Here is a 23,046-nt window from a genome sequence, read left to right as displayed (position 1 = left end):
GAGAGCCCTAATCCTGCTTCGACTCCAGATGCAGCACGGCGGCCTGGGTGCGCCGCTGCAGGCCGAGCTTGCTGAGCAGGCCGGAGATGTAGTTCTTGACCGTCTTCTCGGCGAGGTTCAGCCGCTCCCCGATCTCCCGGTTGGTCAGACCCTCGGCGATAAGGGGAAGGATCTGCCGCTCCCGCATGGTGAGTGACTCGAGCCTGGGGTCTGCCTCGTGATTCTCGCTGATCCGCTGCACGACCCGCTGGTTCAGCGCCGGGTCGAGAAGGGAGCGCCCTGCGGCTACGGCTCGGACCGACTCCACGAGACCGCTCCCCCTGATGTCCTTGATGACGTAACCCGAGGCGCCGGCGAGCACGGCGGCATAGATCGCTTCGTCATCGTCGTATCCGGTCAGCATGAGGCAGCGTGTGCCGGGCAGGGAAGAGCGGATGTCGCGACAGACGTCGATGCCGCTCCCGTCGGGCAGGCGCACGTCGAGCACCGCGACATCCGGAGCCGTCGCCCGGATGCGCCCGATCGCCTGCGCCGCGGTGGATGCCTCGCCGACCACCTCGATATCGACCTCAGCACTCAGCAGGGCGTTGATTCCGCGGCGCACCAGCTCGTGATCGTCGAGCAGGAATACCCGGATCACGGTGTCGCCTCGATGGGGACGGACCAGCGCAGGCGTGTGCCGTGGTGATCGGAGTCGAGTGTGAAGCTGCCGCCGCGATCGAGCGCCCGATTCTCGAGGTTCATGACTCCGCTGCGGCGGGTCGAGCCCTTCATGCCGCGGCCGTCATCCGTGATCGCCAGCGTCGCCCAGCCGTACTGGACGGTCAGGTCGATGGAGACGGTGCGGGCCTCGGCGTGCTTGACGACATTGGCCAGCGCCTCGCGCGTGACAGCGAGCACATCGTCGGCGAGAGTGTCGGTGATCATGAGATCGACGGGTCCGGAGAAGCTGACGGTAGGAGTTTTGGAGAGAGGGGAGGCGAATTCATTGGCGAGATCGATGACCGCGTGTCGCACGGCCGGGCTGCCTTCCCTGGTCGAGGTCGACAGCGCGAAGATGACGGTGCGAATCTGCGAGATGCTGGCGTCGAGGTTGGTCACCGAGGCCGAGATCCGGTCGGCGACGTCGCCCTGGGTCTGTCCGGCGATGTTCTGCAGTTCGAGCCCGGTGGCGAAGAGTTGCTGGATGACGTGGTCGTGCAGGTCCCTGGCGATCCGTCCGCGATCCTCCAGCAGCGCCACCTTCTGGCGGGCGGCCCGAGCGGCGGAGATTTCCATGGCGACGCTCGCCTGACCGGCGAAGTTGGCTGCCATCTCGAGGTCGGCTCGAGCGAACCGGGGGCGACCGGCCACGCGCGCGACGAGCAGCACTCCCCGGCCCGGTGCGGCGAGCGGCACGGCCATGACGGCGCCCAGATGCTGGGCATTGCCGGGTAACGGCTGCAATCCGGCCCCGTCGTCGACCAGCCGCGGTTGCCCCGCCTCGATGACGCTCGCGATGATCGAGCTGCCGGCATTCAGGGTGATTCCCTCGATGCGCTCCTCGTCGATTCCCCGCGCCGTCGTGACGACCCATTGGCCGGAATCGTTCGTGGGCTGCAGCACCCAGACGATGTCGGCCTCGGCGAGGGTGAGCATCCGTGCTGTCAGGATGTTGAGGCTGTTGCCCTCGTCGGTCGATACGAGGGCCGCCGTGATCTCTGCGGATGCCGCGGCCCATGCCTGGCGTCGGTGTGTCTCGGCAAAGAGTCGCGCGTTCTCGATCGCGATCCCGGCGGTGGCGGCCAGTGCGACCACGAGCTTCTCGTCGTCGTCGCTGAATTCTCCCGACGACTGGTTGCTCAGGTAGAGATTTCCGTACACCTCGTCGCGCACCCGGATCGGCACGCCCAGGAAGCTCGCCATCGGTGGATGGTGGGCGGGGAAGCCTGCGGATCGTGGATCGTCAGCGAGCCTCGGTACCCGGATGGGATGGGGATCGTCGATCAGGGCGCCGAGCAGTCCATGGCCCTGGGGGAGGTGGCCGATGTGCTTGACCTGGTCCGGCGTCATGCCGACGTTGATGAATTGTTCGAGTCCGCCGTCCGGAGACAGCACGCCCAGTGCGCCGTACTGGGCGCCCACGAGGTTGACGGCCACACCGACTATGCGTTCGAGCACCACCGGGAGATCGAGGTGGCCGATAATCGCCTCGTTCGCACGGAGAAGCGCGCGAAGACGCCCCTGCGTGGCCAGATCCTGAAGTTGATCCACGACACACCCCGGCTGTGCGCTCAGGAGGGTGATCCTGTTCCAGGCCTCCGAGCCCGAGCTTACGCGCAGGGACGGTGGGGGACCAATGGCCCTATCTCGGCAGGCTGGCACGGGTGATGCTCGATGGGAAAGGTGGCGGTAAGGCATGGTCGAAACCACACTCGTCGAAACCACACTCGTCGGAACGATAGTTGTCGGAGCGAACGACTCGGGGCCCAGTCGCGCCGCAACCGATTGGGCGATCGAGCGTGCGGGGGCCCGAGGGCTGTCCGTTCAGCTTGTCCACGTCCTCGACGAACGGTGGCTGGGGCTGGGGGCTGCCCGCGACACCACGGTGCGGGACCACGCGGCAGCCGTGCTCGATGCCGAGCTCGAGCGCCTGGGAGCCGACCGGGTCACGCCACCGGTGCGCGGTCGGGTGGTGACGGGCCTGCCGCCCAGGGCACTGCTCGACGCTTCCGTCGGTGCCGAGCTGCTGGTGATCGGCACCCATAAAACCGGTTTCACCTATGGCCAGTCCTTCGAATCGAGCTTCCTGGGGATCGTCATGCGGGCTCGTTGCGCCGTGGCGATCATCCCGGAGTTCCACGCGCGCTCCCGTCGTGGCGTCGTCGTGGCGGCGCAGGTGGATACCGGCGGTGAACCCCTCGTATCCGCCACTCGCGAAGCCGTGCGGCTTGGAGAGGAGCTGCTCATCGTCTCGGCCTGGGGCGCGGCCTCGGTGGCCGGGCGGGGGGAGGATGGCAGGGCCGCACGGCTCGAGGCAGCGGCATCCACCGCTCGGAGCATCGATTCCGGAGTGACGGTCAGGGCACGCCTGTCGACGAGTACCGTGTCTGAAGCACTTGTTTCGGCGGCGGCCACGGCGAGCGCACTGGTGCTGGCCAGACCGGGCGCCGACCCGGATGACCCCGCCATCGCCGTCAATCATGACGTCTTCGCGAACATCTCGAGCCCTGTGATCGTTCTTGGGCGCCAGCCCGGAAAGTCGTCATGACCCGAAGCGCCCGCCAGATTCCACGACTCAACTGGCACGAGACCCAGGCGCAGAATCTCACGAGGGGTGAGCGCGCCGCAGACCGCATGCGCAACGTCATGGGCAGTTGGCGATTCGTCGCCGGGTTCATCGGGTTCATGATTCTCTGGGCCCTGCTCAATTCGCTGGGCGGGGGGTGGGATGTGTACCCCTTCATCCTGCTGAATCTCTTCCTCAGCATGCTCGCGGGGCTCCAGGGTGCGATCCTGCTCATCGCGGCCAAGCGGCAGGATGCCATCGCAGCAGCCCTCGCCTCACACGACTTCGACACCAACGTAGCGGCGAAGATCGACATCGAGACCCTGCTCGAGATCAATCGCCGGCAGCTTCTCATGATCGCCGAGCTTCATTCGATCCTCGTTGCCAGCAATGAGAGAAAGGGCAGCATCCCCGAAGATGCTGCCCTTCCTGATTCCTCCTAGAGGAGCCGCTCTCTAGAACAGCCAGTGCTGGGTGCGCACGATCGGCAGCCTGCGCCACGCCGCCCCGAAGCCCCAGGTGTCTCCGGCGGCCGTGGTGGCGACCACGATCAGCGCGAGGGCGTAGATGATGTGGTAATCGACGGCGGGATTGGTGGATGCCGCTCCCGCGGTGAACGGCCACTCAGCGAGGTACATGAGCACCATGATGACGGTGCCGGCAACAGCGCTGATGCGCAGGCCGATGCCGAGCATGACGGCAAGACCGATGCCGAGCATCCCGAGCATGAAGAGCACATCGGTGGCAGGGCTCGCGATGCCGGCGAAGAAGGGCTGCAGCGGGCCCGTCACGGCCTCGCTCCCGAGGAAGCCCTGGCTGGGTGTGCCTCCATTGACCCACGCGCGTTCGGCGGGGGTGGAGAACCCGAGACCGAAGGTCTTGTCGAGAAAGGCCCACAGGAAGATGAAACCGGTGGCGAGGCGCAGCAGGGCGAGGCTGCGGCGCGCAACCGGTCGGTCGAGCGCCGCTGTGCTTGCGAGGGGCGTCGCGGCAGCGGTATCGCGAGCCGCGGGGGAGGTGATGGTGGTCATGGCATTCCTATCGTTGGGGGGCCGGTCGCGGTCGACGACCGGTAGTGGTGCAGGGCCCACTGTGGCGTGACGCTGCCGCCGCGGTTAGTGCCGAAGGTCCCGTGGGTTCGGGGCCGTGACGACGGGGGTGCCGGGACTTTCGGCCCTGTGACAGGTGGTGCAGAAACGTCACCATGAATCATGGATGAGAGGACATGACTGATGACTGAGAAGCTCACTGTCGCGGTCGACGGCGAACCGGCGAGTGACGCCGCGGTCGCATGGGTGATCGATCGCGCTACCCACGTCGACCTGTCCCTGGAGATCACCGCTGTCATCGCGTTGAACGTGGAACTGCCGCAGGGCGCGGTCAGCCGCACGCCCTATGAGCACGCCGTGGCGCAGGCGCGAGCCAGCGTCATCCTCGTCCACCCCGACCTGCCCCTGGTGACAAATCTTCGCCATGGAATCGTGCACGATGAGATCGTCGCCGCGTCCCGACGCTCCGACCTTTTGGTGATCGGATCCAACCGGCCGTCGGCGCTCGCCGGCATGATCAACGGCACCCTTCCCCTCCGAGTCGCAGGATGGGCCGGATGCACCACGATCGTCGTCCCCGCCGGCTGGAGGGCATCCACCGGTCGCATCGTGGCCGGCTGGACCGATGACGAGACGAGCGACCGTGCCCTGGATTTCGCGGCTCGAGAGGCGGTCAGGCGAAAGGTGGGGCTCACGATCGTGCACGCGTGGAGCGCGCCGCCCTCGGGATCCCTGGTGCCGTCGACTCCGCCATCGATCGTGCAGGATCTCGCCACGGCTCATCGCGGACTCCTCGCCGAGGCCGTCGATCGGATCACCCGCGAGTTTCCCGAACTGCAGGTGTCTCACTCCCTGAGCTCGGGGTCGGCCTCGGCGGCGATCATCAGGGCCGCAGCGGGAGCCTCACTCGTGGTGATCGGTTCGCGGGGCCGCGGAGTTATCGCGAGTCTCATTCTCGGTTCGGTCAGCCATGACGTGCTGATGACCATGCCTACCGTCGTCGCGGTGATCCCGCGGGAGGATCACCATCATGAACCTCACTGATCATGAACCCCGCTGACCCGAACCCCACTGACCTGAACCGCGCTGGGGCGTTGTCCGAGTGATGCTGCGCTACAGGTTCATCTGGGCGACCCTGCTCGTGGCGGCAGTCGCGGGGATCCTGCTTCTCACGCCGTGGGCGGCTGCCGCGCAGTGGGTGGCCAGCGCCTTTGCAATCCTGATCGCTGCCCGCAGTGGCTGGTCGATGGTGAAGTCGCTGCGAAGCGGCACCTGGGGTATCGACATACTGGCGGTCGCGGCCATCGTCTCGACGGTCGTGATCGGCGACTATTGGGCGGCACTCGTCGTCGTGCTCATGCTCATGTCGGGTGAGGCCCTGGAGGATTTCGCCGCCCATCGCGCGCGAAGAGAGCTGACGGCGCTCATGAGCCGGGCGCCGAGGATCGCGCACAGGGAATCCGGGAGCGAGGTCGACGACGTTCCTGTGGATGTCGTGGCCCCTGGCGATATTCTCGAGGTGAAGCCGGGGGAGGCGGTGCCGGTCGATTCCGAACTGCTCTCCGATGGCGCGTTTTTCGACCAGTCGTCGATCAACGGCGAGAGCCTGCCGGTCTGGATATCGGCGGGCGGGCAGCTGCTCAGTGGCGCGGTGAACACCGACGACGTCATCAGGATCCGAGCGACCACGACGGCGAAACTCAGCCAGTACCAGACCATCGTCGACCTCGTGCGTGGCGCTGCCGACAGCCGTGCGCCCTTCGTGCGTCTCGCAGACCGGGTGGCGATTCCGTTCACCATCGGCGCCTTCGCCCTCGGGATCGTTGCCTGGATCATCTCGGGTGACCCGGTTCGGCTGGCCGAGGTGCTCGTGGTAGCGACGCCGTGCCCGCTGTTGATCGCCACTCCGGTGGCGTTCATCGCGGGAATGAGTCGTGCCGCTGCCCGCGGTGTCATCGTCAAGGGAGGTGGCGCACTCGAACAACTGTCGCGTGTGCGCACCGCCGCATTCGACAAGACGGGCACTATCACCCAGGGCATTCCACGGGTCGACCGGATCGACTCCCTGGGTGACGGCGACGAACAGGTGTTGTCGCTGGCGGCTGCCCTCGAAACACATTCTGCGCACGTGCTTGCGCAGGCGATCGTGGATGGCGCCGAAGATCGAAGCCTCGACCTGCCGGCTGCGGCGAACGTCACAGAGGTGGTCGCGATGGGTCTTCACGGGCTCCTGGACGGCACGGAGATCGCCGTCGGGAAGCTGGCTTTTGTCGCCCCCGACACGGAGCAACCGTGGGCTGCGCTCGCGGCGGGCGAGACGGCGGTCTACGTATCGCGCGCGGGCACGCTGATCGGCCGCGTCGTGCTGACCGACCGCGTGCGACCGGAGGCCGCCGAGGCGATGGCGCGGCTGCACGAACTGGGGGTGGAGCGCACCCTCATGCTGAGCGGCGACGCCCAGGACACCGCGGCCAAGGTCGCCAAAGGCGTCGGGATCGACGACGTGCGAGGCGGGCTCATGCCCATCGACAAGGTCGAAGCCATGCGTTCAATGCAACCCCGACCCGCGATGATGGTCGGCGACGGGGTCAATGATGCGCCGGTGCTGGCTGTTGCCGATGTGGGGGTGGCCATGGGCGCCCGCGGGGCGACAGCGGCGAGCGAATCCGCCGATGTCGTGGTTCTCGTCGATGATCTCGGTCGTGTTCCCGAGGTCGTGTCGATCGCCCGGCGCACCGTCAGGATCGCCTATCAGAGCATCGGGATCGGGATAGGGCTCAGCATCGTGCTCATGCTGGTCGCATCGGTGGGCGTGCTGCCGGCGATCATCGGCGCTGCGCTGCAGGAGGTCGTCGACGTCGTGACGATCCTGAACAGCCTGAGGGCCGGACGGCATCAGCCCGTCGGCTCCCGCGAGGGGACCTTCGCCCCTGTTGCCCAGGTGAGTGCACAGTGATGATGACAGAGTGAGTGAGTAATACCCACCACTCGGCAGGAGAGAAACATGACCGACATCAAGAATGTGACAGTGCTGGGAACCGGAGTGCTCGGCTCCCAGATCGCGTTCCAGACCGCGTTCAGCGGGCTCAGCGTCGTGGCGTACGACATCTCGGATGAGGTACTCGAGACGGCCAGGGTGCGGTTCGCCGGCCTGGCCAGGACGTACGTCGATGACGGCGTCGACGGCGCAGGTGACGGCAAGGCGGCGGAAGCTCTGTCTCTGGTGCGATTCTCGTCCGACCTCGCCGACGCGGTCAAGGATGCCGACCTCGTCATCGAAGCCATTCCCGAGATTCTCGATATGAAGCGCTCCACCTACGCGGAACTCGGTCGGGTCGCCCCCGAGCACACGATCTTCGCCACCAATTCGTCGACGCTGCTTCCCAGCGACATGAAGGATTCCACGGGCCGACCCGCGCGGTTCCTCGCCCTGCATTTCGCCAACCACGTGTGGAAGTTCAACACTGCCGAAGTGATGGGGACGGCAGATACCGACCCGGCGGTGTTCGACGAGGTCGTGCGGTTCGCGTCATCCATCGGAATGGTGCCGATCCCGATCCACAAGGAGAAGGCCGGGTACGTGCTCAACTCGCTCCTGGTCCCGTTCCTCAACGCCGCAGCGGGGCTCGCTGCCGGCGGATACGCCGAGCCCGCCGACGTCGACAAGACCTGGCGCATCGCCACGGGCGCCCCGATGGGTCCCTTCCAGATCTACGACGTGATCGGGTTGACGACGCCATACAACATCCTGTCCCACGGTGATGACAGGTCGAAGGCGCTCGCGGCCTGGCTCAAGGAGAACTACATCGATAAGGGTCACCTCGGAATGGCGAGCGGCCAGGGCTTCTATACCTATTCCGCCTGACCCGCGCGCGAACCCGCGAACCACACCCCCGGCGCGCCAGCCGCAATCATGATCGAAAAATCGGAGTAGTGCACACCATGGAATGGATCGTCGACGGATTACCCATCCACCCGCTTCTCGTGCATTTCGTGGTGATCGTGGTGCCGCTGGCAGCGTTGTGCGCGGTGCTCTCTGTGCTGTGGCCGGCCGCTCGCCACAGGCTCGGCATCGTGACCCCGCTCGTGGCGCTCGCCGCACTCATCGCTGTGCCGATCACGGCTGAGGCGGGCGAAGCGCTGGAGGAGCAGATTGCCGAGACGAGTCTCAGCGAAGCGCACACAGAGATCGGAGGCGACCTGCTTCCCTGGGCGATCGCTCTCTTCGCCCTCGCAGCCCTGCAGTGGGGGTGGTTCAGGTTCTTCACCGGAGACGGTCGGTGGGCTGGTCGCGTCACCTCTGCCACCGTCAGCAGGGTCATCTCGATCGTGCTGATCGTCGCCGTGGTGGCGGTCGGCATTGGCTCAGTCGTCGAGATCGTGCTGATCGGTGAGTCGGGCGCGCGCGCCGTGTGGGACTCGCGTCTCGGCTGAGCCGGGGGGAGGAGTTGAGCGCCTCAGTCGGCCCCGAATGCCAGATAGTCGGCAACGAGTTCCGACAGCAGCGCCGGCGGGACCTCTGAGAATCGCACCAGCTCGCCTCGACCCTTGCTCGTTCGGCGCACGGTAAACGCGCCCAACTCGATAGGGATGCTGGTCTCAGGCAGCGAGCTTCCTGAAAATGCGACGACCCCTTCCAGGCCCGCCTTGTCGAATCGCTTGACGTACTCGTCGAAACTCGCGCCATCGCCGGTCTCGCCGCGCGTCCACTCGCGGGCTTTCGCCCGCGACCTGAGTTGGAATGACTCGGAGGGAGATCCCTCCAAGTCGAAGCGCCGTGACTCGGTTCCGTCGATCTCCAAGGCGGGCGCGTCGAACTGGTCGAAACCCAGCTGCACTTCTGACGGCATCTCTTTCCAAACTGCGATCTCCGCAGGCGAGAGAGTGGTCGAATGGGCCACGCTGATCCGGGCATCCTGAGTGATGTCGATTGCCAGTCCCGCGGATGTGCGCACGACACCCGAGAGGTCGGGCCGTCCCGTGGTCCCGTCGATGTGCCAGACGAGACCCGTCACCAAGATCCCCACGATGGGATGCTCGAGCAACAGTTCGCTCCACTGGGAGCCGTCCCACTCCCGCCGAAGACACATCGCGTCGTAGAGGCGTCTCTGCTGCGTAGCCACCACGGAAGCGAGTTCTTTCCTCCTGGCAGCCCATTGGACTTTCACAGCCGGCGCATGGAGATCGTCCTGCCGGGGGGAAGGAAGGGCGCGTAGGGCTTCTCCCTCTGCAGTCTCGAGACTGAGTTTCAGACCGGTTCCGAGCCGGGCGACAAAGGTGCGTGAGCCGTAGTCGAGCCGCATGGTGCGATCACGGTCAAGACCGGCGGTGGGGATCATGCGGTCAGCAAGCTCATCAGGGCTCCAGCCGCGCCGAGTGGCCACCTCCTCGATGAGGGCTCGAGCTGCGGCCTGAACCGAAGCCGTGCGGTGCCGGCGCCCGGTCGCGACGAGCAACTGCACGGGGGCGGGCTCGTCAGAGAGTGACAGCAGCACGAGGAGCGCCTCGATCTGGGCGCGCTTGAGGTGTTGCCGTCGCATGAACTCTCGGGCGATCGCGGCGAGTTCCGCTCCTGGGACGAGGCAGGCGAGCGCGAGCATTCCCTTGTCTGAGATCGCACTCGGGGCGGATGCCGACAATCTCTCGCGCTTCTCCTCGAACAGATCGAAGAGGTACTCAGCGTGCTCGTGCACCTCCGGGTCGCCTAACCCCATCATCGACAGCACCCGCGCGAGCTGGGTGATGGCGGAGAGCGCACGGTTCATCAGCTTCTCGTCGTCGTGGTTGCTATCTCTGGCAAGCCAGGCTGCGAGAACGAACCGACCGAGTGACGCAGCGCTCGCACTGTCGAGCGTGCGGACGTAGAGGGGAAGCAAGCCGGCTCCTGCAGGGTCTTTCAGTGTGAACGCGAGAGTGACCCACCACCTCATCACCGAGGACGGTACCGTGGCACCGTCGAGATACCGGGCATCCGGCACCTCGTCGAAAGGGAACCACATCAGCCCTTTAGGGGTGGCCTTCGCGAGCCCGGCAATGGCTTCGGCTTCGAGCGCGGCAGGCCGAAGATAGTCATGGATATCGCGCCCGAGTCGCTCGAGTGCCGCGAGAATCGTCGCGCGAACGGCGGGGGTGCGTTCCCTGTCGAACTGGCGCGACAACGCCTCCAAAGCCCATTGGCCTCCGAGATGCTCGACCCACACCGCGGCGGCGATCCGGCCCGCCGTGCTGGTCGCTCGCAGCGATTCCTCGGCTATTCGTTCCGCGAGCCCGTGGTTCTCGAGCACACGTTGAGCGATTGCCCTGTGGGTCTTTGTGTCACCGATCGCGAGTTCCGTGACCACTGGCAGATATCGTGCGGCCAACACGCGAGACACCTCGAGAATCGCGAGTACATCGCCCCTGTGATCGATGGTCGGGTCGGGACGGGCACCAGCGTCCAGACCCAGGATCACATCGAAGACGTGAGGATACTCAGCCATGTACTCGACGAACTGGATCGGCGCGAGCATGGGACCGGCCCAGATGCTGGTGAGTGCGAGTCGAGCGACAGTGCTGTGGGCATCCTTCTCGGTGTGGCCGGACCGCACCAGAACATCGACGGCCGGACGCACATCCGAGGTTCCACGCTCGACCCATGCCCGGTGACTCGATGCCTCCCGGTCGGGTCTTGCTGACACTCGTACGCGATGGACCGCCCGCAATCCGAGGATTCGCTCGCTCACGCCCTGGAATCTGAGCGGCTCGAGGAGATCGCTGCCGGGGTGGGGAGCTTCGCCTGAAAGGTATTCCACGATGGTCGGCAGTGCGGCCAGTGTGGCGTCGATGCGCGCGATCCATCCTTCGTACATTCTGATGGCGCTCGAAGAGTATGACCCGGGGAAGTGAGTAACCGATTCAGCTGTGGCCATCGTCATGTTCGCGATCACCCGCTTCTGGGTTTCACGGAAGGCGACCAGAGCACTGCGGATCGAGTCGACGGATGCGCCATCCAACGGTTCGTCGGGCCACGGCACCATGGGCGTGAGATCGGGCGCGGTGGGAGTCTCAGACAATTCGTAGATTGCCAGTCGCTGGATGGACCGGTCGATCGCGATCGATCCGGGTCCACCGCGGGACAGCGCACGCTCCAAAACCCCGATCGCAGCTGCGCGGTCCGGGATCCGTTCGATGGCAGCGATGACCCGCCCGCGGTGGGGCTCCGTTGTCGTTGCGATCAACGGCTCCAGTACCGCGACCTGAGTGTCGACCTGCAGTGAACCGACGACGGCCAGCGCGGCCGCGCGAAGTGGGGCGCCGAACGCAATCGCGCAATACGCGAGCACATCGGCCTGCGCGGCGGCGATCGATGGTTCGATCGACGCGAGTCTCACGACTTCCAGAAAGGCCTCCTCGCTGAATCCTTCCAGGCGCGATCGCAGCGCCTCCGGGTGGGCGGCTACAAACTCGGGGATGCCCGGAATCGTCTGCAGGCCCCGCACCGAGTAGCCATCGGATCTCCGAGATGTCCCCACGAGGAGTTCGATCACGAGGGCGGGGATCGCGTCACTCCGCACCCCCTCGAGCGCGAAGAGTGCCCGGATGCGGTCGATAGTGATCGATGTGAAGGCGGGGGCGGACTGCGCTGGACCAAACGCAGAATCCCTCGCATCAGTGATTACCGCCCAGATGGACGCCGGCACATCCCGCGGCCAGGGATACCACGAGGGCTGAGTAGCCACCAGAAGCCGACCGAGCCGCACGATGATCTGGTCGTCTGCGCGATCGATGGCATCGAGGTGACGGTAGAACTCGGACCGCGTGTGCGGTCTGATGGCGCTGAGCGCCAGTCTGTGTTTCTCACGCAGCCGGGACGGGAACCGAGCGTCGGTGCCGATGAACACGTAGTCCATCACGTTCTTCCGCACGCGGGGATCGAGCTCACTGAAGGACTCCGCCAAGAGGGTGCGGGGGTCGACGATCATCACAGCAGGCCGCCTCGCGTTTGGGAGTTCGCCTCAATATTTTCAGAATGCGGCGGAAGTGCCACCCTCCAGTAGTGGGGGTGCTGACTCCCGAGCCCGAGTCTGACGACATTTCCCTCTTGCACATAATTAGTTCGTAAGCTTTACTAACAAACATGACAACGAGGTTCAGCACCGGCCGAGCACTGCGACCGACCACCAAACTGCTCCCGGAGCACGCCCGCGGACACAACCGTGCTCTCGTGCTGCAGACCGTCTACCGCGTCGGGCAGCAGAGCCGGGCCGACATCGCCCGCGAGACCGGCCTGACCCGCGTCACCGTATCCGATCTCGTCGCCGAACTGATCGCCGAGGGCCTCGTGATCGAGACCGGGCAGCGCGAAGATGCACGACCGGGCAAGCCCGCAACGCTTCTCGAACTCGACCGCACGGCGTTCCAGATCATCGGCATCGACCTCAGCGAATACGCCATCTTCCGCGGGGCCGTGCTCGACCTCGATGGCCAGATCATGCACCGCGCCGAAGTCCCGCTCGGTGGTGCCACCGGAGCGGATGCCACGGCGCTGGTGATTCAGCTGACCGAGTCGCTCGTGGCCCAGTCGACGCTGCCGATCCTCGGACTCGGCGTCGGATCCCCCGGTGTCGTTGATCTCGCGGGCGTCGTGCTCTCGGCCCCCAACCTCGGCTGGCTGGGGGAAGACCTGCAGGGCATCCTGTCCACCCACTTCGGGCTGCCCGTCGTGGTAGCCAATGACGCGAATGCCGCTGCGCTCGCCGAGCACAGCTTCGGTGACGCCGACAGCGACATGATGCTCGTCAAGGTCGGCCACGGCGTCGGCGCCGGGCTCCTGCTCGACGGAACACCACTCTTCGGCAGCCGGTTCGCGGCCGGCGAGATCGGACACGTCGTGGTCGGCACCGACGGTGGCCTCGAGTGCGTGTGCGGAAAGCACGGCTGCCTCGAGACCTGGCTCGCGACTCCTCGACTGGAGAACGCCATCGCGGCCGCCCCCGAGTCGCGCACCGAGATTTTGACGGAGGCCGGCCAGCGCCTCGGCATCGCGCTCGCCCCCGTCGTCGGCGCGCTCAACCTGGCCGAGATCGTGCTGAGCGGTCCGACAGAACTTCTCGATGGCCCGCTTGCCCTGGCGACCATCGAGACCCTCCGCAGCAGGACGATGGCCGAATTCCACGGCGATCTGACGCTGCGGATGACAACGCTCGGTGAAGACATCGTCATGCGCGGCGCCGCCGTCATGGTCCTCTCCGCGCAACTCGGGGTCTCCTGACCCCACGCACCACTGCCCGCACCACCCCATCCACAGAAGGAAGACACAATGAAGCGAAAGATCGGACTGGTCGCAGCAGCGACCGCCGCACTCGTCGTTCTCGCCGGGTGCTCCGCTCCGGCTCCCGCCGAGGAATCGGCCGACGGCCAGAACATCACCCTCTGGCTCATGGGAGGTGACACCCCGGATACGCTGCGTGACTTCCTTAAGACAGAGTACGCAGACGCAACCGGGGGCACCCTTACCGTTGAGCAGCAGGACTGGTCGGACGCCCTTTCGAAGCTGACGACAGCGCTACCCGATACCGAGAATACGCCCGACGTGACGGAGATCGGCAACACCTGGTCGCCGACCTTCACGACAGTCGGTGCGTTCAGCGACATCAGCGACATGTACGGCGAGCTCGGTGGCGACAAGCTGCTGCCCTCCTTCGTCGAGGTCGGTGCCGTGGACGGCGCGAATTATGCGCTGCCCTACTACTTCGGTTCGCGCTACATTTTCATGCGCAAAGACGTCTGGACTGCTGCGGGCCTGGAGGTTCCGACGACCCTCGCGCAGTTCAACGAGGATGCCGCGAAGCTGAAGACCGACACCCAGTCCGGTTTCTACATCGGTGGCGAAGACTGGCGCAACGGCGTGTCATGGGTCTTCGCGAACGGTGGGGAGCTCGCCACCAAGGACGGCGACACCTGGACGTCGACCCTCTCTGACCCGAAGACGGTCGAGGGTCTCACCCAGTTGCAGACCCTGTACACGGATGCCTCGCTCGCCCCGGTCACCGAGGCCGACAGCACCCCGTGGGTCAACATCAACAACAACGCCGCCACCGGCGCCCCCGAGGCGGCGACCATCATCGCTCCGGGCTGGGCGCACTGGTCCATCGGTGACCTGACCCCCGACCCGAAGGACAGCACGAAAACCGTAGCGACGTGGAACGACGCCACCTTCGGCAGCTTCGTGCTTCCCGGTGTCGATGGCGGAGCAGCCCCGGTGTTTGCCGGCGGCTCCAACATCGCGATTTCGGCGGCCAGCAAGAACCAGGCCGGTTCTCGCGAGCTGATGAAGATCATCTTCTCCGAGGAGTACCAGAACATGCTCGGCGAAAACGGGCTCGGCCCGGCCAACCTGGACTACGCCTCATCGCTCGGTGACGACCAGTTCGCCACGGCCCTCTCGGAGTCGGCTGCCAACTCGAAGCTCACCCCCGCCGCTCCCGGCTGGGCCGCTGTCGAAGGCTCGGGCCTTCTCGAGGAGTTCTTCGGCAAGGTCAATGGCGGTGGCGACATCGAGGCGCTTGCCGCAGAGTACGACGCCAGGATCGACGACCTAATCAACGGCTGACGCTGTCAACCCGGGCTGGGCGACGTGCCAGCGTCGCCCGGCCCGCACCATCCACTTCTCTGCGCTTCCGACCCACCCTGCCGAAAGCCCACTCTGCCGAAAGCCCACTCTGCCGAAAGGAGGACCAGCCATGTCTGCTGACGCTCTCACCCGCACCAACAACCGCCGCGGCATCCGTGCCCCGCACCTGCTGCTCATCCCGGCGATAGCGATCCTCCTGCTCGGCATGGGGTATCCGGTGATCTGGCAGATCGTCACATCGTTCCAGGAATATGGGCTGAAACAGCAGTTCGGCCAGGCCGCGCCCTTTGTCGGCTTCGACAATTACGTCACCCTCGCCACCGACCCGCAGCTGTGGGTCGTCGTCGGCAAGTCGCTGGCCTTCTGCCTGGTCACCGCGTTCGTGACGCTGGGCATCGGAACGCTGCTCTCGCTGCTGATGTCGGCCGTGACGAAGACGGCGAGACTCGTGCTGCAGGTGGCGCTCCTGCTCGCCTGGTCGATGCCCGTCGTCTCGGCCATGACAGTCTGGATCTGGCTGTTCGACCGCCGCAGGGGCGCGATCAACTACCTGCTCGACATGGTCCCCGGCGTCGATATGAACCGTTTCGACTGGCTGTCGACGCCGTTCACGTTCCTGCTCGTCGCCTCCATCATCGTCGTGTGGATGAGCGTGCCCTTTGTCGCCTTTTCCGTCTACGCCGGGCTCACCCAGGTATCAGACGAAGTGCTCGAGGCCGCGCAGCTCGACGGTGCGACGGGCTGGCAGCGGTTCTGGGGGATCATCCTCCCGATGATCCGCCCGGTGATCTCGATCGTGCTACTGCTCCAGCTGATCTGGGACCTGCGCGTATTCACCCAGATCAAGCTGCTGCAGGATGCCGGCTCCAAGTCGGGCGATTACGACCTGCTCGGCACCTACATCTACAAGCTCGGCACGAGCGCGCAGGACTTCGGGATGGCCTCGGCCGTGTCGATCCTCGTGCTCGGCATTACCATCGCCGTGAGCTGGTTCTACATCCGCAGCCTGCTGAAGGAGGACGCAGCGTGAACCGCCGTCTCGCGAAGGGGCTCCTGAGCGCTCTTGCCATCGTCATCGCCCTGGTCTGGGTGTTCCCGGTCTACTGGATGGTGAGCTCGTCGTTCATTCCCACGGCGATCCTGCAGTCGTTCATCCCGACCTTCTTCCCCGTCGACGGAACGGTGAGCAACTACGCGGGCGCGATCGCCGATGGTGCGTTCTTCAGCGCCCTCGGCATGAGCGTCGCCATCACCCTCACGGTCGTGCTGTTCTGCATAGTCTTCGCGTTCCTCGCGGCCGTGGCGATCAGCCGGTTCCGGTTCCGCGGTCGCCGTAGCTTCGTTCTCGCCGTGCTCATCGTGCAGATGCTCCCGGCCGAGGGGCTCTTCATCGCCCAGTACAAGATGGTGGCGAGCGTTCAGCTGCTCGACAGCGTCATCGGCGTCAGCGTGATCTACATCGCGGCCGTCGTGCCGTTCACCATCTGGATGCTGCGCGGTTTCGTGGCTGGCGTCCCGGTCGACCTCGAGGAGGCCGCGATGGTGGACGGGCTCAGCAGGTTCGGAGCCTTCATGCGCATCACGTTCCCGTTGCTCGCACCCGGGCTCGTGGCATCCGGTGTCTACGCGTTCCTGCAGGCCTGGAACGAGTTCACCGTCGCCCTCGTGCTGCTGCCCTCCGAGGCGGCCCAGACCCTGCCGCTGTGGCTGCGCGGCTTCGTGCAGGCCTCCGCCACGCGAGAGACCGACTGGGGCCAGGTCATGGCGGCGTCCACGCTCGTCGCCGTGCCGGTGATCATCTTCTTCCTCATCGTGCAGGGCCGACTCACCTCGGGACTTGTGAGCGGGGCGGTGAAGGGATGACCGACACCCAGCTCCACGTCGACACGGCGCTCGCGGCCGGCAGCGCGCTGCGCATCGGCATCGACATCGGCGGCACCAAGACCGATGCGGTGGTGATCGACCCGACCGGCACCATCGTGCAGCGACTCAGGCTTCCCACCGGCTTCGGTCCGGATGCCGTGCTCGAGACCGCGGTCGCTGCCGTCACCCGGCTCGCCGACCTCGCGCAGACCGGAGTCACGAGTTTCGCCTCCATCGGTGTCGGAATCCCCGGAGCCGTCGACAATGGCACGGGCCGGGTGACCCACGCCGTGAACCTCGGGCTCGAGGGGCTCGAACTGGGTTCGGAACTCACCCGCCGGCTCGGGCGACCGGTGCGCATCGACAACGACGTGAACGCGGCGGCGCTCGGGGCGTTCCACCTATTGGAGAAGCACGAGAGCTTCTCGATGGCCTACCTCAATCTCGGCACGGGACTCGCCGCCGGCATTGTCATCGACGGTCGGGTGTGGCGGGGTTCGCGAGGTACGGCGGGGGAGATCGGCCACATCCCGGTCGACCCGCAGGGCCCCGAGTGCCCGTGCGGCCAGCGTGGCTGCCTGGAGATGCTCGCGTCAGGCTCCGCGATTGCGCGCCAGTGGCCGACCGACGATCCCAAGCCGGCCCGTGCGCTCTTCGCTGCCGCAGCCGCGGGCGACCCCGTGGCCACGCAGGTCAAGACCAGGTTCGTCGAGAACGTCGCGGCCGCGGTGCGGATCCTCGTGCTGACCGTGGACGTCGACAGTGTCGTCATCGGGGGCGGGCTGTCGTCGCTCGGCCCGATCCTCCTCGACGAGGTCAGGGCTGTGCTCAGCTCGTGGGAGGCCGCGTCCGGATTCCTCGCCTCCACCGGCCTCAGCGGCCGCGTCGCGATCGTGCCCGTCGACTTCCCCGCGGCAGCCGTGGGTGCTGCGTTGGTGGGGGTGGCCTGATGGCCGAGGTGGTGATCGTCGAATCGGCGGATGCCGCGGGCGAGGTGGCTGCGGACGCGATCGAGCGGCTCGTCCGCCGTGACCCCCGGGCCGTCCTCGGGCTCGCGACGGGTTCGACCCCCCTCTCCACGTGGACCGCGCTCGCGGCCCGCAACCTCGACCTGACGCAGGTGCGGGGGTTCGCGCTCGACGAGTACGTGGGGCTGCCGGCGGGGCATCCTGAGTCGTATCGCGCCGTCATCACGCGCGAAGTCGTCGAGCCACTCGGGCTGAATCCCGGCCTCGTGCGTGTGCCGGCCGACAGCGGACCCATCGAGACCGCAGGGGACGACTACGAGTCGGCGATCATCGAGGCCGGCGGGGTCGACCTGCAGATCCTGGGGATCGGGCGCACCGGGCACATCGGCTTCAACGAGCCCGGATCGTCGTTCGCATCGCTCACCAGGATCAAGACGCTGACCGAGCAGACGCGGCTCGACAACGCGCGCTTCTTCCACTCGCCGGAGCAGGTGCCCATGCACTGCATCACGCAGGGGCTCGGCACGATCCTGCGAGCCCGCCACCTCGTGCTGCTCGCGTTCGGTGCTGCGAAGGCGAAGGCGCTGGCGGGAGCAGTGGAGGGCCCGCTGACCGCATCGCTGCCGGGCTCCGCCATCCAGCTGCACCCGCGGGTGACAGTCATCGTGGATGACGCGGCCGCCGCCGAACTGGAGCACGCCGACTACTACCGCTACGCATGGAACAACCGCCCGGAGTGGGAGCGGAACTAGCGCCGCGACCCTTTCCGTCGGTCCGAGCTGCGGCCTCCCGTCGCTGACGCACCTCGAAACTCCAGCCATTGCGCGCGGATGGCGCTCCGCGGTGAATACTGGAGTCTCGAGACCCTGCGCCGACTGCTGGCGCGCGACCGGGGCTGAGGTGCGGCACCATCATCGTTCCGAGCGCTTCGAGGGGCGTGAGCTAGATGCGCGCTCCGTCGGCCCACACTCCGGTGACGTTCCACTCGTGGTCGAGCAGCACGGCGTCCGCGGCGAAGCCCGGCGCCAGCAGGCCGAGGCGGTGGCCGTGGCGGTGGTCGAGGCCGAGAGCCCGCGCCGGCGTGAGGGTGAGCGCCGTGACCGCGTCGACCGGGAGGATGCGGGCATCGGCGATCGCGTGCCTGAGGGCGGCATCCTGCGTCAGGGTGGAACCGGCGATCGTCGCCGTCCCGCGGATCGTCGCGAGCCCGTCGCGCACCGTCACGTCTCGCGCTCCGAGCGTGTAGTCACCGTCGCTCGAGCCGGCGGCGGCCATCGCATCGGTCACGAGGGCGATGCGGCCGGGCGCTGCACCGAAGGCGAGGCGCACGACGCTCGGATGCACGTGCATCCCGTCGACGATCAGCTCGAGGGTCACCCGGTCGTCGTCGAATGCGGCCACCACGGGGCCTGGCGCTCGGTGGTGGATGCCCGGCATCGCGTTGAACGCATGGGTGAGCATGCGCGCACCGGCGTCGAAGGCCCGCTGCGTGAGAGCTTCGTCGGCCAGAGTGTGGCCGACCGCGACCGCGACCCCCGCCTCGACGAGAACGTCGATCGCCTCAAAGGCGTTGGGGAGTTCGGGGGCGATCGTAATCTGCCGCAGCGTGCCGCGGGCCGCGTTCAGCAGCTGGTCGACGACCATCGGAGAGGGTTCGAGCAGATGCTCCAGGCCGTGCGCGCCGCGATTGCCCGGCGCCAGGAACGGACCCTCGAGGTGCGAGCCGAGCACGAGCGGATCCGCGGCGGCCGCAGCCGCGACCACCTCCAGGTTCGCGAGCAGCTCGTCGAGCGGGGTCGTGACGAGGCTGATGACCGAGCGGGTGGTGCCGTGCGAGCGGTGCATGGCGAGAGCCGAGGCGAGGGCATCCGGTCCGCCGTCGTAGGCGAAGCCGCCGCCGCCGTGGCCGTGCAGGTCGATGAACCCCGGGACGAGCCAGTGTCCGCCGACGTCGACCGTCTCGGTCGCGAAGGGATGCTGCGGTCCGCTGCCGGTCGTCGCTATGGTGTCGCCGTCGACGAGCATCCAGAAGTCGTCGACCTGCCCGTGCGCGTCGAGTTTGCGCGCGGAGTGGAAGAGGGTGCTCACGGTGCTCAGGCTACGCCGCCGTGGTGGATGCCGAGGGCATCGAGAAGCTGGACGAACCTGTCGAGACGCTGCCGAAACTCGACGGCGTCGCGCTTTCCGGCTGGTGACCACGCGATCTCCGCGATCGAGGCGATCCGGGGGAACGCGAGGTATTCGACGTCGCCGATCGTCGCCGTCGTCTCGCTCCACAGCGGGGCCTCGACGCCCAGCAACTGCTCGTCGCCGATGCCGGGGATGATCGCGGCCGGGTCCCAGTCGTACGAGTCCGCGACCGATGTCGGGCCGTTCGCCCACACCAGCCCCAGCTCGGTGGCGTCGTCGTATTTGATGTCGAGGTAGGCCACATCCGCCGGCGACATGATGATCTGGCCGCCCTGCCTCACGAACGAGAGGGTGTGCTCGGCGGCGCCCTCCTGCGGGGTGGTGAAGCTCCAGTACTGCCCGATCGTGCCGGCAGGCAGCGCCGTGCTTCGGCCCATCTCGTGCCAGCCGATGAGGGTTTTGCCGTACCGCGCCGCGATCGCGGTCGCCCGCTGGATGAAGTACAGGAAGTCGTCGTCGGTCGTCGACAGAGACTCGTCGCCGCCGAGGTGCAGGTAGGGGCCGGGCGTCAGGCCAGCGATCTCGCGGATGACGTCGTCGACGAACCTGTAGGTCGTCTCGCTGCGGATGGCGAGGGAGCTGAAGCCCACCTCGATGCCCTCGTACGGCTCCACCGGCACGTCGCTGAGCTCGGGGTAGGCGACGCTCGCGGCGTTCGTGTGGCCGGGCAGGTCGATCTCCGGCACGATCGTGATGAACCTGGATGCCGCGTACAGCACGATCTCGCGGTAATCGTCTTTCGAGTAGAAGCCGCCGCCGCGCCCTCCGATCTCCGTGGTCGCCCCGGCTCGCGTTAGCTCCGGCCATGAGTCGATGTGGATGCGCCAGCCCTGGTCATCGGTGAGATGAAGGTGCAGGTGGTTGAGTTTGAGCAGCGCTATGTCGTCGATGTACTTCTTGACGGCATCCACGGGGAAAAAGTGGCGGGCGACATCGAGCATCGCGCCGCGATAGTGGAACCGCGGGTGATCGTCGATGCGGGTGATCGGCAGCTCGGCGCTCGTCACCCCGGTCGCCTGGTCGGCGGGCAGCAGCTGGCGCAGCGACTGCACGGCGAGAAAGAGACCGGCGGCGGTGTCGGCTTCGGCGCGGATGCCGCCGCTCGTGATCTCGAGCGAATAGCCGCCCGGCGCGGGTGATGCCGCCAGCGCGAGGTCGATCGTCGGATCACCGGAGACCGCGAGCCCCAGCACTTCGGCGGCGTAACCGGCTGTGACGGTATCGCCGCCGACCGTCGCGGAGCTCGTGAGGGTGAACGTGCCCGGGCCGTCGACCCGGCTCACGGGCGCGGGGATGACTGTCGTCACATCGGTCCAATCGCTGGGCGGCCGTAGTTTGTCAGGAGTCCTAACTAACTATCGGTCCATTCTGCCAGAGATGAGGCCGCTGCGGTCGGATTCCGGCTACCCGGCGGCGATAGCCCGGCCCAGCGCGTCCCCGGACGCCCACGCTGTCGCCACCGATGAGCGCTCGCCCCAGGCGTCACCACACACCCCGATGCCGTCGTCGAGCTGGAACGGTTCGGCGTGCTGCGACGTCGGCCGCGCGAAAGTCCAGCGGTGCGCGAACGAATGCAGCGGTGCATCCTTCAGTGACAGCAGCCTCTGCACCGCCTCGATGGCCGGAGCGATCGCGCGATCAGGGTCGTCGAGGTGCTCGAGGGCGAGCTCGGCGGTCGTGTGCGCGACGAGCACGTTGGCGCCGTCGCCGCGTCGGTCGCCGTCATCGGCCAGCGACGACAGCGTGGGGGCATCGTTGACGAAGGCCGCGTGGAACGGTTCCCACTCGCGGCTCGCCCACTCGAGCACCACAGCGATGCTGGGCGCCCAGCCCGAGCCGTCATCCAGCTTCTCGCGAAGAGTGGATGCCTCGTCGAGCAGCCGCCGCGCCTGCGGGTCCGGCATCGCGAGCACCTCCGTGTCGTAGCGCTCGCCGTCTGCCTCACCCGGTGCAACGTGCTCGATGGTGATGCCCTGCTCGACCTCAAGCCCGGTCGCGAGGTCGACAACGAGCCCGCGGAGTCCGCTAGGGGCGGCGTACCGCATCGGCCCGGTGCTGGAACGCTGGATGCCGTCGGGCCCGGCCACCGCGATCGTGTCGGTCCACGGGCGCGCGAGACCGCGCTCCACCCAGCCATCCACCACGCCGGCAAACCCCGAGCCGGGCTCCGCCGTGAAGTACGCGGCCCCGAGATCGACGGTACGACCGTTGATCGTGCGGCTGGCCATCCGGCCTCCCGCCCTGCGGCCGCGATCCACGATGCGTGCCGTGATCCCGGCGCTGCGGAGGGCCTGGGCGCAGGCGACCCCGGCAATGCCGGCGCCGACGATGAGAACTGAAGGTTTTTGCATCCCTTCATCCTGCCCCGTCCCGACGAGCGCGGGCTACCGGTCGCGGCACAGGTTCGACCCAGGGCACCCCTGGTCCCGTCAACGGCTCCAGACCCTCATGTCGCCGGTGACAGCATCCGGAGCCGGGAGTACGGTGTGGGCATGGCTGAACTCGTGGTCAGACCGCTCACGTCGGAAACCTTCCCTGCCTGGCTGGCGCTTGCCCAGAAGCACAACGGCGTGTGGGGAGGCTGCTACTGCTCGTACTTTCACGGCGACACGCAACAGACAGTCAAGAGCGAGTACGACGGGCCGACGTTCAAGCGGCGACTCGTCGAAGAGGGTGTCGCGCACGCCGCACTCGTGTTCGAGGGCGACAACGCGATCGCCTGGTGTGAATACGGCAGCCCGCTCGAGCTGCCGGGCATCTACCACCGCAAGCAATACGACGCGGGCGACACTCGGCCTGCCCCGTGGCGCATCACCTGCTTCTTCGTCGACCGGGACCACCGACGCTCAGGAGTAGCACGGGTCGCGCTGGATGGTGCGCTCGAGCTGATCGCGCAGGCCGGCGGCGGCGAGGTGGTCTCGTTTCCCAACGAGCTGCGCCCCGACAAGAAGACGTCGTCGTCGTTCCTCCACAACGGCACGAGGGCCATGTTCGAGAAGGCCGGATTCACGTTCGAGCGTCACATCGGCACAAGCAAGACCGTGATGCGCCTGACGGTTCCCCCGGCTGACGGTATCCGCAGAGAGTAGCTTGGGG

At 66.8% G+C, this 23,046-nt stretch carries 20 protein-coding genes; 13 read left to right on the top strand and 7 right to left on the bottom strand.

Translation table 11 applies throughout. The features are described from left to right. Positions 1 to 7 precede the first annotated feature (7 nt). Both IWX81_RS10890 and IWX81_RS10885 read right to left on the bottom strand, forming a co-directional pair. Positions 8 to 640: a response regulator gene (locus tag IWX81_RS10890; RefSeq protein ID WP_199281349.1), complete on the bottom strand. Its 633-nt coding sequence runs from the start codon at positions 638 to 640 to the stop codon at positions 8 to 10. After that, positions 637 to 2,253 (bottom strand): sensor histidine kinase, encoded by a 1,617-nt coding sequence (locus tag IWX81_RS10885; protein ID WP_199281348.1) that lies wholly within the window; start codon positions 2,251 to 2,253, stop codon positions 637 to 639. The genes IWX81_RS10890 and IWX81_RS10885 overlap by 4 nt, the downstream gene beginning before the upstream one ends. 145 nt (positions 2,254 to 2,398) lie before the next feature. On the opposite strand from IWX81_RS10885, the gene IWX81_RS10880 reads away from it, so the two are divergent. Then, complete coding sequence (locus IWX81_RS10880; RefSeq protein ID WP_199281347.1) at positions 2,399 to 3,250, top strand: universal stress protein; 852 nt, start codon at positions 2,399 to 2,401, stop codon at positions 3,248 to 3,250. After that, positions 3,247 to 3,711 (top strand): DUF1003 domain-containing protein, encoded by a 465-nt coding sequence (locus IWX81_RS10875; RefSeq protein WP_334593920.1) that lies wholly within the window; start codon positions 3,247 to 3,249, stop codon positions 3,709 to 3,711. Before IWX81_RS10880 ends, IWX81_RS10875 begins: the two co-directional genes overlap by 4 nt. A gap of 12 nt (positions 3,712 to 3,723) precedes the next feature. On the opposite strand, the gene IWX81_RS10870 is transcribed toward IWX81_RS10875, so the two are convergent. Then, on the bottom strand, positions 3,724 to 4,299 hold the full coding sequence (locus IWX81_RS10870) for a DoxX family protein (protein WP_199281346.1): 576 nt from the start codon (positions 4,297 to 4,299) through the stop codon (positions 3,724 to 3,726). 201 nt (positions 4,300 to 4,500) lie between these two features. Here IWX81_RS10870 and IWX81_RS10865 point away from each other — a divergent pair, with 201 nt between their 5' ends. The 4 genes from IWX81_RS10865 to IWX81_RS10850 all read left to right on the top strand — a co-directional run bounded on the left by IWX81_RS10865 (position 4,501) and on the right by IWX81_RS10850 (position 8,751). Beyond that, entirely contained in the window at positions 4,501 to 5,361 is an 861-nt protein-coding gene (locus IWX81_RS10865) for a universal stress protein (RefSeq protein ID WP_199281345.1), read from the top strand. Positions 5,362 to 5,422: 61 nt separating this feature from the next. Continuing rightward, positions 5,423 to 7,273 (top strand): heavy metal translocating P-type ATPase, encoded by a 1,851-nt coding sequence (locus IWX81_RS10860; RefSeq protein ID WP_199281591.1) that lies wholly within the window; start codon positions 5,423 to 5,425, stop codon positions 7,271 to 7,273. A 48-nt stretch (positions 7,274 to 7,321) separates the two neighbouring features. After that, positions 7,322 to 8,182, top strand: a complete 861-nt coding sequence (locus IWX81_RS10855) for a 3-hydroxyacyl-CoA dehydrogenase (RefSeq protein WP_199281344.1) — start codon at positions 7,322 to 7,324, stop codon at positions 8,180 to 8,182. 77 nt (positions 8,183 to 8,259) lie between these two features. Continuing rightward, positions 8,260 to 8,751, top strand: coding sequence for a DUF2231 domain-containing protein (locus tag IWX81_RS10850; RefSeq protein ID WP_199281590.1), 492 nt, complete (start codon positions 8,260 to 8,262; stop codon positions 8,749 to 8,751). A 23-nt stretch (positions 8,752 to 8,774) separates the two neighbouring features. Here IWX81_RS10850 and IWX81_RS10845 read toward each other — a convergent pair whose 3' ends face one another. Then, a complete protein-coding gene (locus IWX81_RS10845; RefSeq protein ID WP_334594073.1) occupies positions 8,775 to 12,278 on the bottom strand; it encodes a DUF4132 domain-containing protein in 3,504 nt (1,167 codons plus the stop codon). 155 nt (positions 12,279 to 12,433) lie between these two features. On the opposite strand from IWX81_RS10845, the gene IWX81_RS10840 reads away from it, so the two are divergent. The 6 genes from IWX81_RS10840 (at position 12,434) to IWX81_RS10815 (ending at position 18,512) form a co-directional block, all read left to right on the top strand. Next, complete coding sequence (locus tag IWX81_RS10840) at positions 12,434 to 13,567, top strand: ROK family transcriptional regulator (protein WP_199281342.1); 1,134 nt, start codon at positions 12,434 to 12,436, stop codon at positions 13,565 to 13,567. 48 nt (positions 13,568 to 13,615) lie between these two features. Beyond that, positions 13,616 to 14,908, top strand: a complete 1,293-nt coding sequence (locus IWX81_RS10835) for an extracellular solute-binding protein (RefSeq protein WP_199281341.1) — start codon at positions 13,616 to 13,618, stop codon at positions 14,906 to 14,908. 130 nt (positions 14,909 to 15,038) lie between these two features. Beyond that, positions 15,039 to 15,959: a carbohydrate ABC transporter permease gene (locus IWX81_RS10830; RefSeq protein WP_199281340.1), complete on the top strand. Its 921-nt coding sequence runs from the start codon at positions 15,039 to 15,041 to the stop codon at positions 15,957 to 15,959. Beyond that, positions 15,917 to 16,792 (top strand): carbohydrate ABC transporter permease, encoded by an 876-nt coding sequence (locus tag IWX81_RS10825; RefSeq protein WP_442977752.1) that lies wholly within the window; start codon positions 15,917 to 15,919, stop codon positions 16,790 to 16,792. The genes IWX81_RS10830 and IWX81_RS10825 overlap by 43 nt, the downstream gene beginning before the upstream one ends. Beyond that, on the top strand, positions 16,789 to 17,742 hold the full coding sequence (locus tag IWX81_RS10820) for an ROK family protein (RefSeq protein ID WP_334593914.1): 954 nt from the start codon (positions 16,789 to 16,791) through the stop codon (positions 17,740 to 17,742). The genes IWX81_RS10825 and IWX81_RS10820 overlap by 4 nt, the downstream gene beginning before the upstream one ends. Next, positions 17,742 to 18,512 carry a glucosamine-6-phosphate deaminase gene (locus IWX81_RS10815; protein WP_199281339.1) on the top strand — a complete coding sequence of 257 codons (771 nt, stop codon included), beginning with the start codon at positions 17,742 to 17,744 and terminating at the stop codon, positions 18,510 to 18,512. Before IWX81_RS10820 ends, IWX81_RS10815 begins: the two co-directional genes overlap by 1 nt. Positions 18,513 to 18,702: 190 nt before the next feature. Here IWX81_RS10815 and nagA read toward each other — a convergent pair whose 3' ends face one another. The 3 genes from nagA to IWX81_RS10800 form a co-directional block, all read right to left on the bottom strand. Further along, positions 18,703 to 19,848, bottom strand: a complete 1,146-nt coding sequence (gene nagA / locus IWX81_RS10810; protein WP_442977711.1) for an N-acetylglucosamine-6-phosphate deacetylase — start codon at positions 19,846 to 19,848, stop codon at positions 18,703 to 18,705. Positions 19,849 to 19,853: 5 nt separating this feature from the next. Beyond that, positions 19,854 to 21,257, bottom strand: coding sequence for a family 20 glycosylhydrolase (locus IWX81_RS10805; RefSeq protein WP_199281338.1), 1,404 nt, complete (start codon positions 21,255 to 21,257; stop codon positions 19,854 to 19,856). 96 nt (positions 21,258 to 21,353) lie between these two features. Continuing rightward, positions 21,354 to 22,301: an NAD(P)/FAD-dependent oxidoreductase gene (locus IWX81_RS10800; protein WP_199281337.1), complete on the bottom strand. Its 948-nt coding sequence runs from the start codon at positions 22,299 to 22,301 to the stop codon at positions 21,354 to 21,356. A gap of 141 nt (positions 22,302 to 22,442) precedes the next feature. On the opposite strand from IWX81_RS10800, the gene IWX81_RS10795 reads away from it, so the two are divergent. Next, positions 22,443 to 23,039, top strand: coding sequence for a GNAT family N-acetyltransferase (locus IWX81_RS10795; protein WP_199281336.1), 597 nt, complete (start codon positions 22,443 to 22,445; stop codon positions 23,037 to 23,039). The last annotated feature ends 7 nt before the right edge of the window (positions 23,040 to 23,046 follow it).

This window comes from Salinibacterium sp. CAN_S4 (assembly GCF_015752305.1).
Lineage (GTDB): Bacteria > Actinomycetota > Actinomycetes > Actinomycetales > Microbacteriaceae > Rhodoglobus.
This window is presented reverse-complemented; position numbering and strand designations above follow the sequence as displayed.

What these genes read in the sequence shown, in the direction of transcription:
- IWX81_RS10855 (WP_199281344.1), top strand. Translation starts at nt 7,322, where the DNA reads ATGACCGACATCAAGAATGTGACAGTGCTGGGAACCGGAGTGCTCGGC.
- IWX81_RS10845 (WP_334594073.1), bottom strand. Translation starts at nt 12,278, where the DNA reads ATGATCGTCGACCCCCGCACCCTCTTGGCGGAGTCCTTCAGTGAGCTC.
- IWX81_RS10875 (WP_334593920.1), top strand. Translation starts at nt 3,247, where the DNA reads ATGACCCGAAGCGCCCGCCAGATTCCACGACTCAACTGGCACGAGACC.
- IWX81_RS10800 (WP_199281337.1), bottom strand. Translation starts at nt 22,301, where the DNA reads ATGCAAAAACCTTCAGTTCTCATCGTCGGCGCCGGCATTGCCGGGGTC.
- IWX81_RS10870 (WP_199281346.1), bottom strand. Translation starts at nt 4,299, where the DNA reads ATGACCACCATCACCTCCCCCGCGGCTCGCGATACCGCTGCCGCGACG.
- IWX81_RS10880 (WP_199281347.1), top strand. Translation starts at nt 2,399, where the DNA reads ATGGTCGAAACCACACTCGTCGAAACCACACTCGTCGGAACGATAGTT.
- IWX81_RS10850 (WP_199281590.1), top strand. Translation starts at nt 8,260, where the DNA reads ATGGAATGGATCGTCGACGGATTACCCATCCACCCGCTTCTCGTGCAT.
- IWX81_RS10835 (WP_199281341.1), top strand. Translation starts at nt 13,616, where the DNA reads ATGAAGCGAAAGATCGGACTGGTCGCAGCAGCGACCGCCGCACTCGTC.
- IWX81_RS10860 (WP_199281591.1), top strand. Translation starts at nt 5,423, where the DNA reads ATGCTGCGCTACAGGTTCATCTGGGCGACCCTGCTCGTGGCGGCAGTC.
- IWX81_RS10815 (WP_199281339.1), top strand. Translation starts at nt 17,742, where the DNA reads ATGGCCGAGGTGGTGATCGTCGAATCGGCGGATGCCGCGGGCGAGGTG.
- IWX81_RS10840 (WP_199281342.1), top strand. Translation starts at nt 12,434, where the DNA reads ATGACAACGAGGTTCAGCACCGGCCGAGCACTGCGACCGACCACCAAA.
- IWX81_RS10795 (WP_199281336.1), top strand. Translation starts at nt 22,443, where the DNA reads ATGGCTGAACTCGTGGTCAGACCGCTCACGTCGGAAACCTTCCCTGCC.
- IWX81_RS10820 (WP_334593914.1), top strand. Translation starts at nt 16,789, where the DNA reads ATGACCGACACCCAGCTCCACGTCGACACGGCGCTCGCGGCCGGCAGC.
- IWX81_RS10865 (WP_199281345.1), top strand. Translation starts at nt 4,501, where the DNA reads ATGACTGAGAAGCTCACTGTCGCGGTCGACGGCGAACCGGCGAGTGAC.
- IWX81_RS10830 (WP_199281340.1), top strand. Translation starts at nt 15,039, where the DNA reads ATGTCTGCTGACGCTCTCACCCGCACCAACAACCGCCGCGGCATCCGT.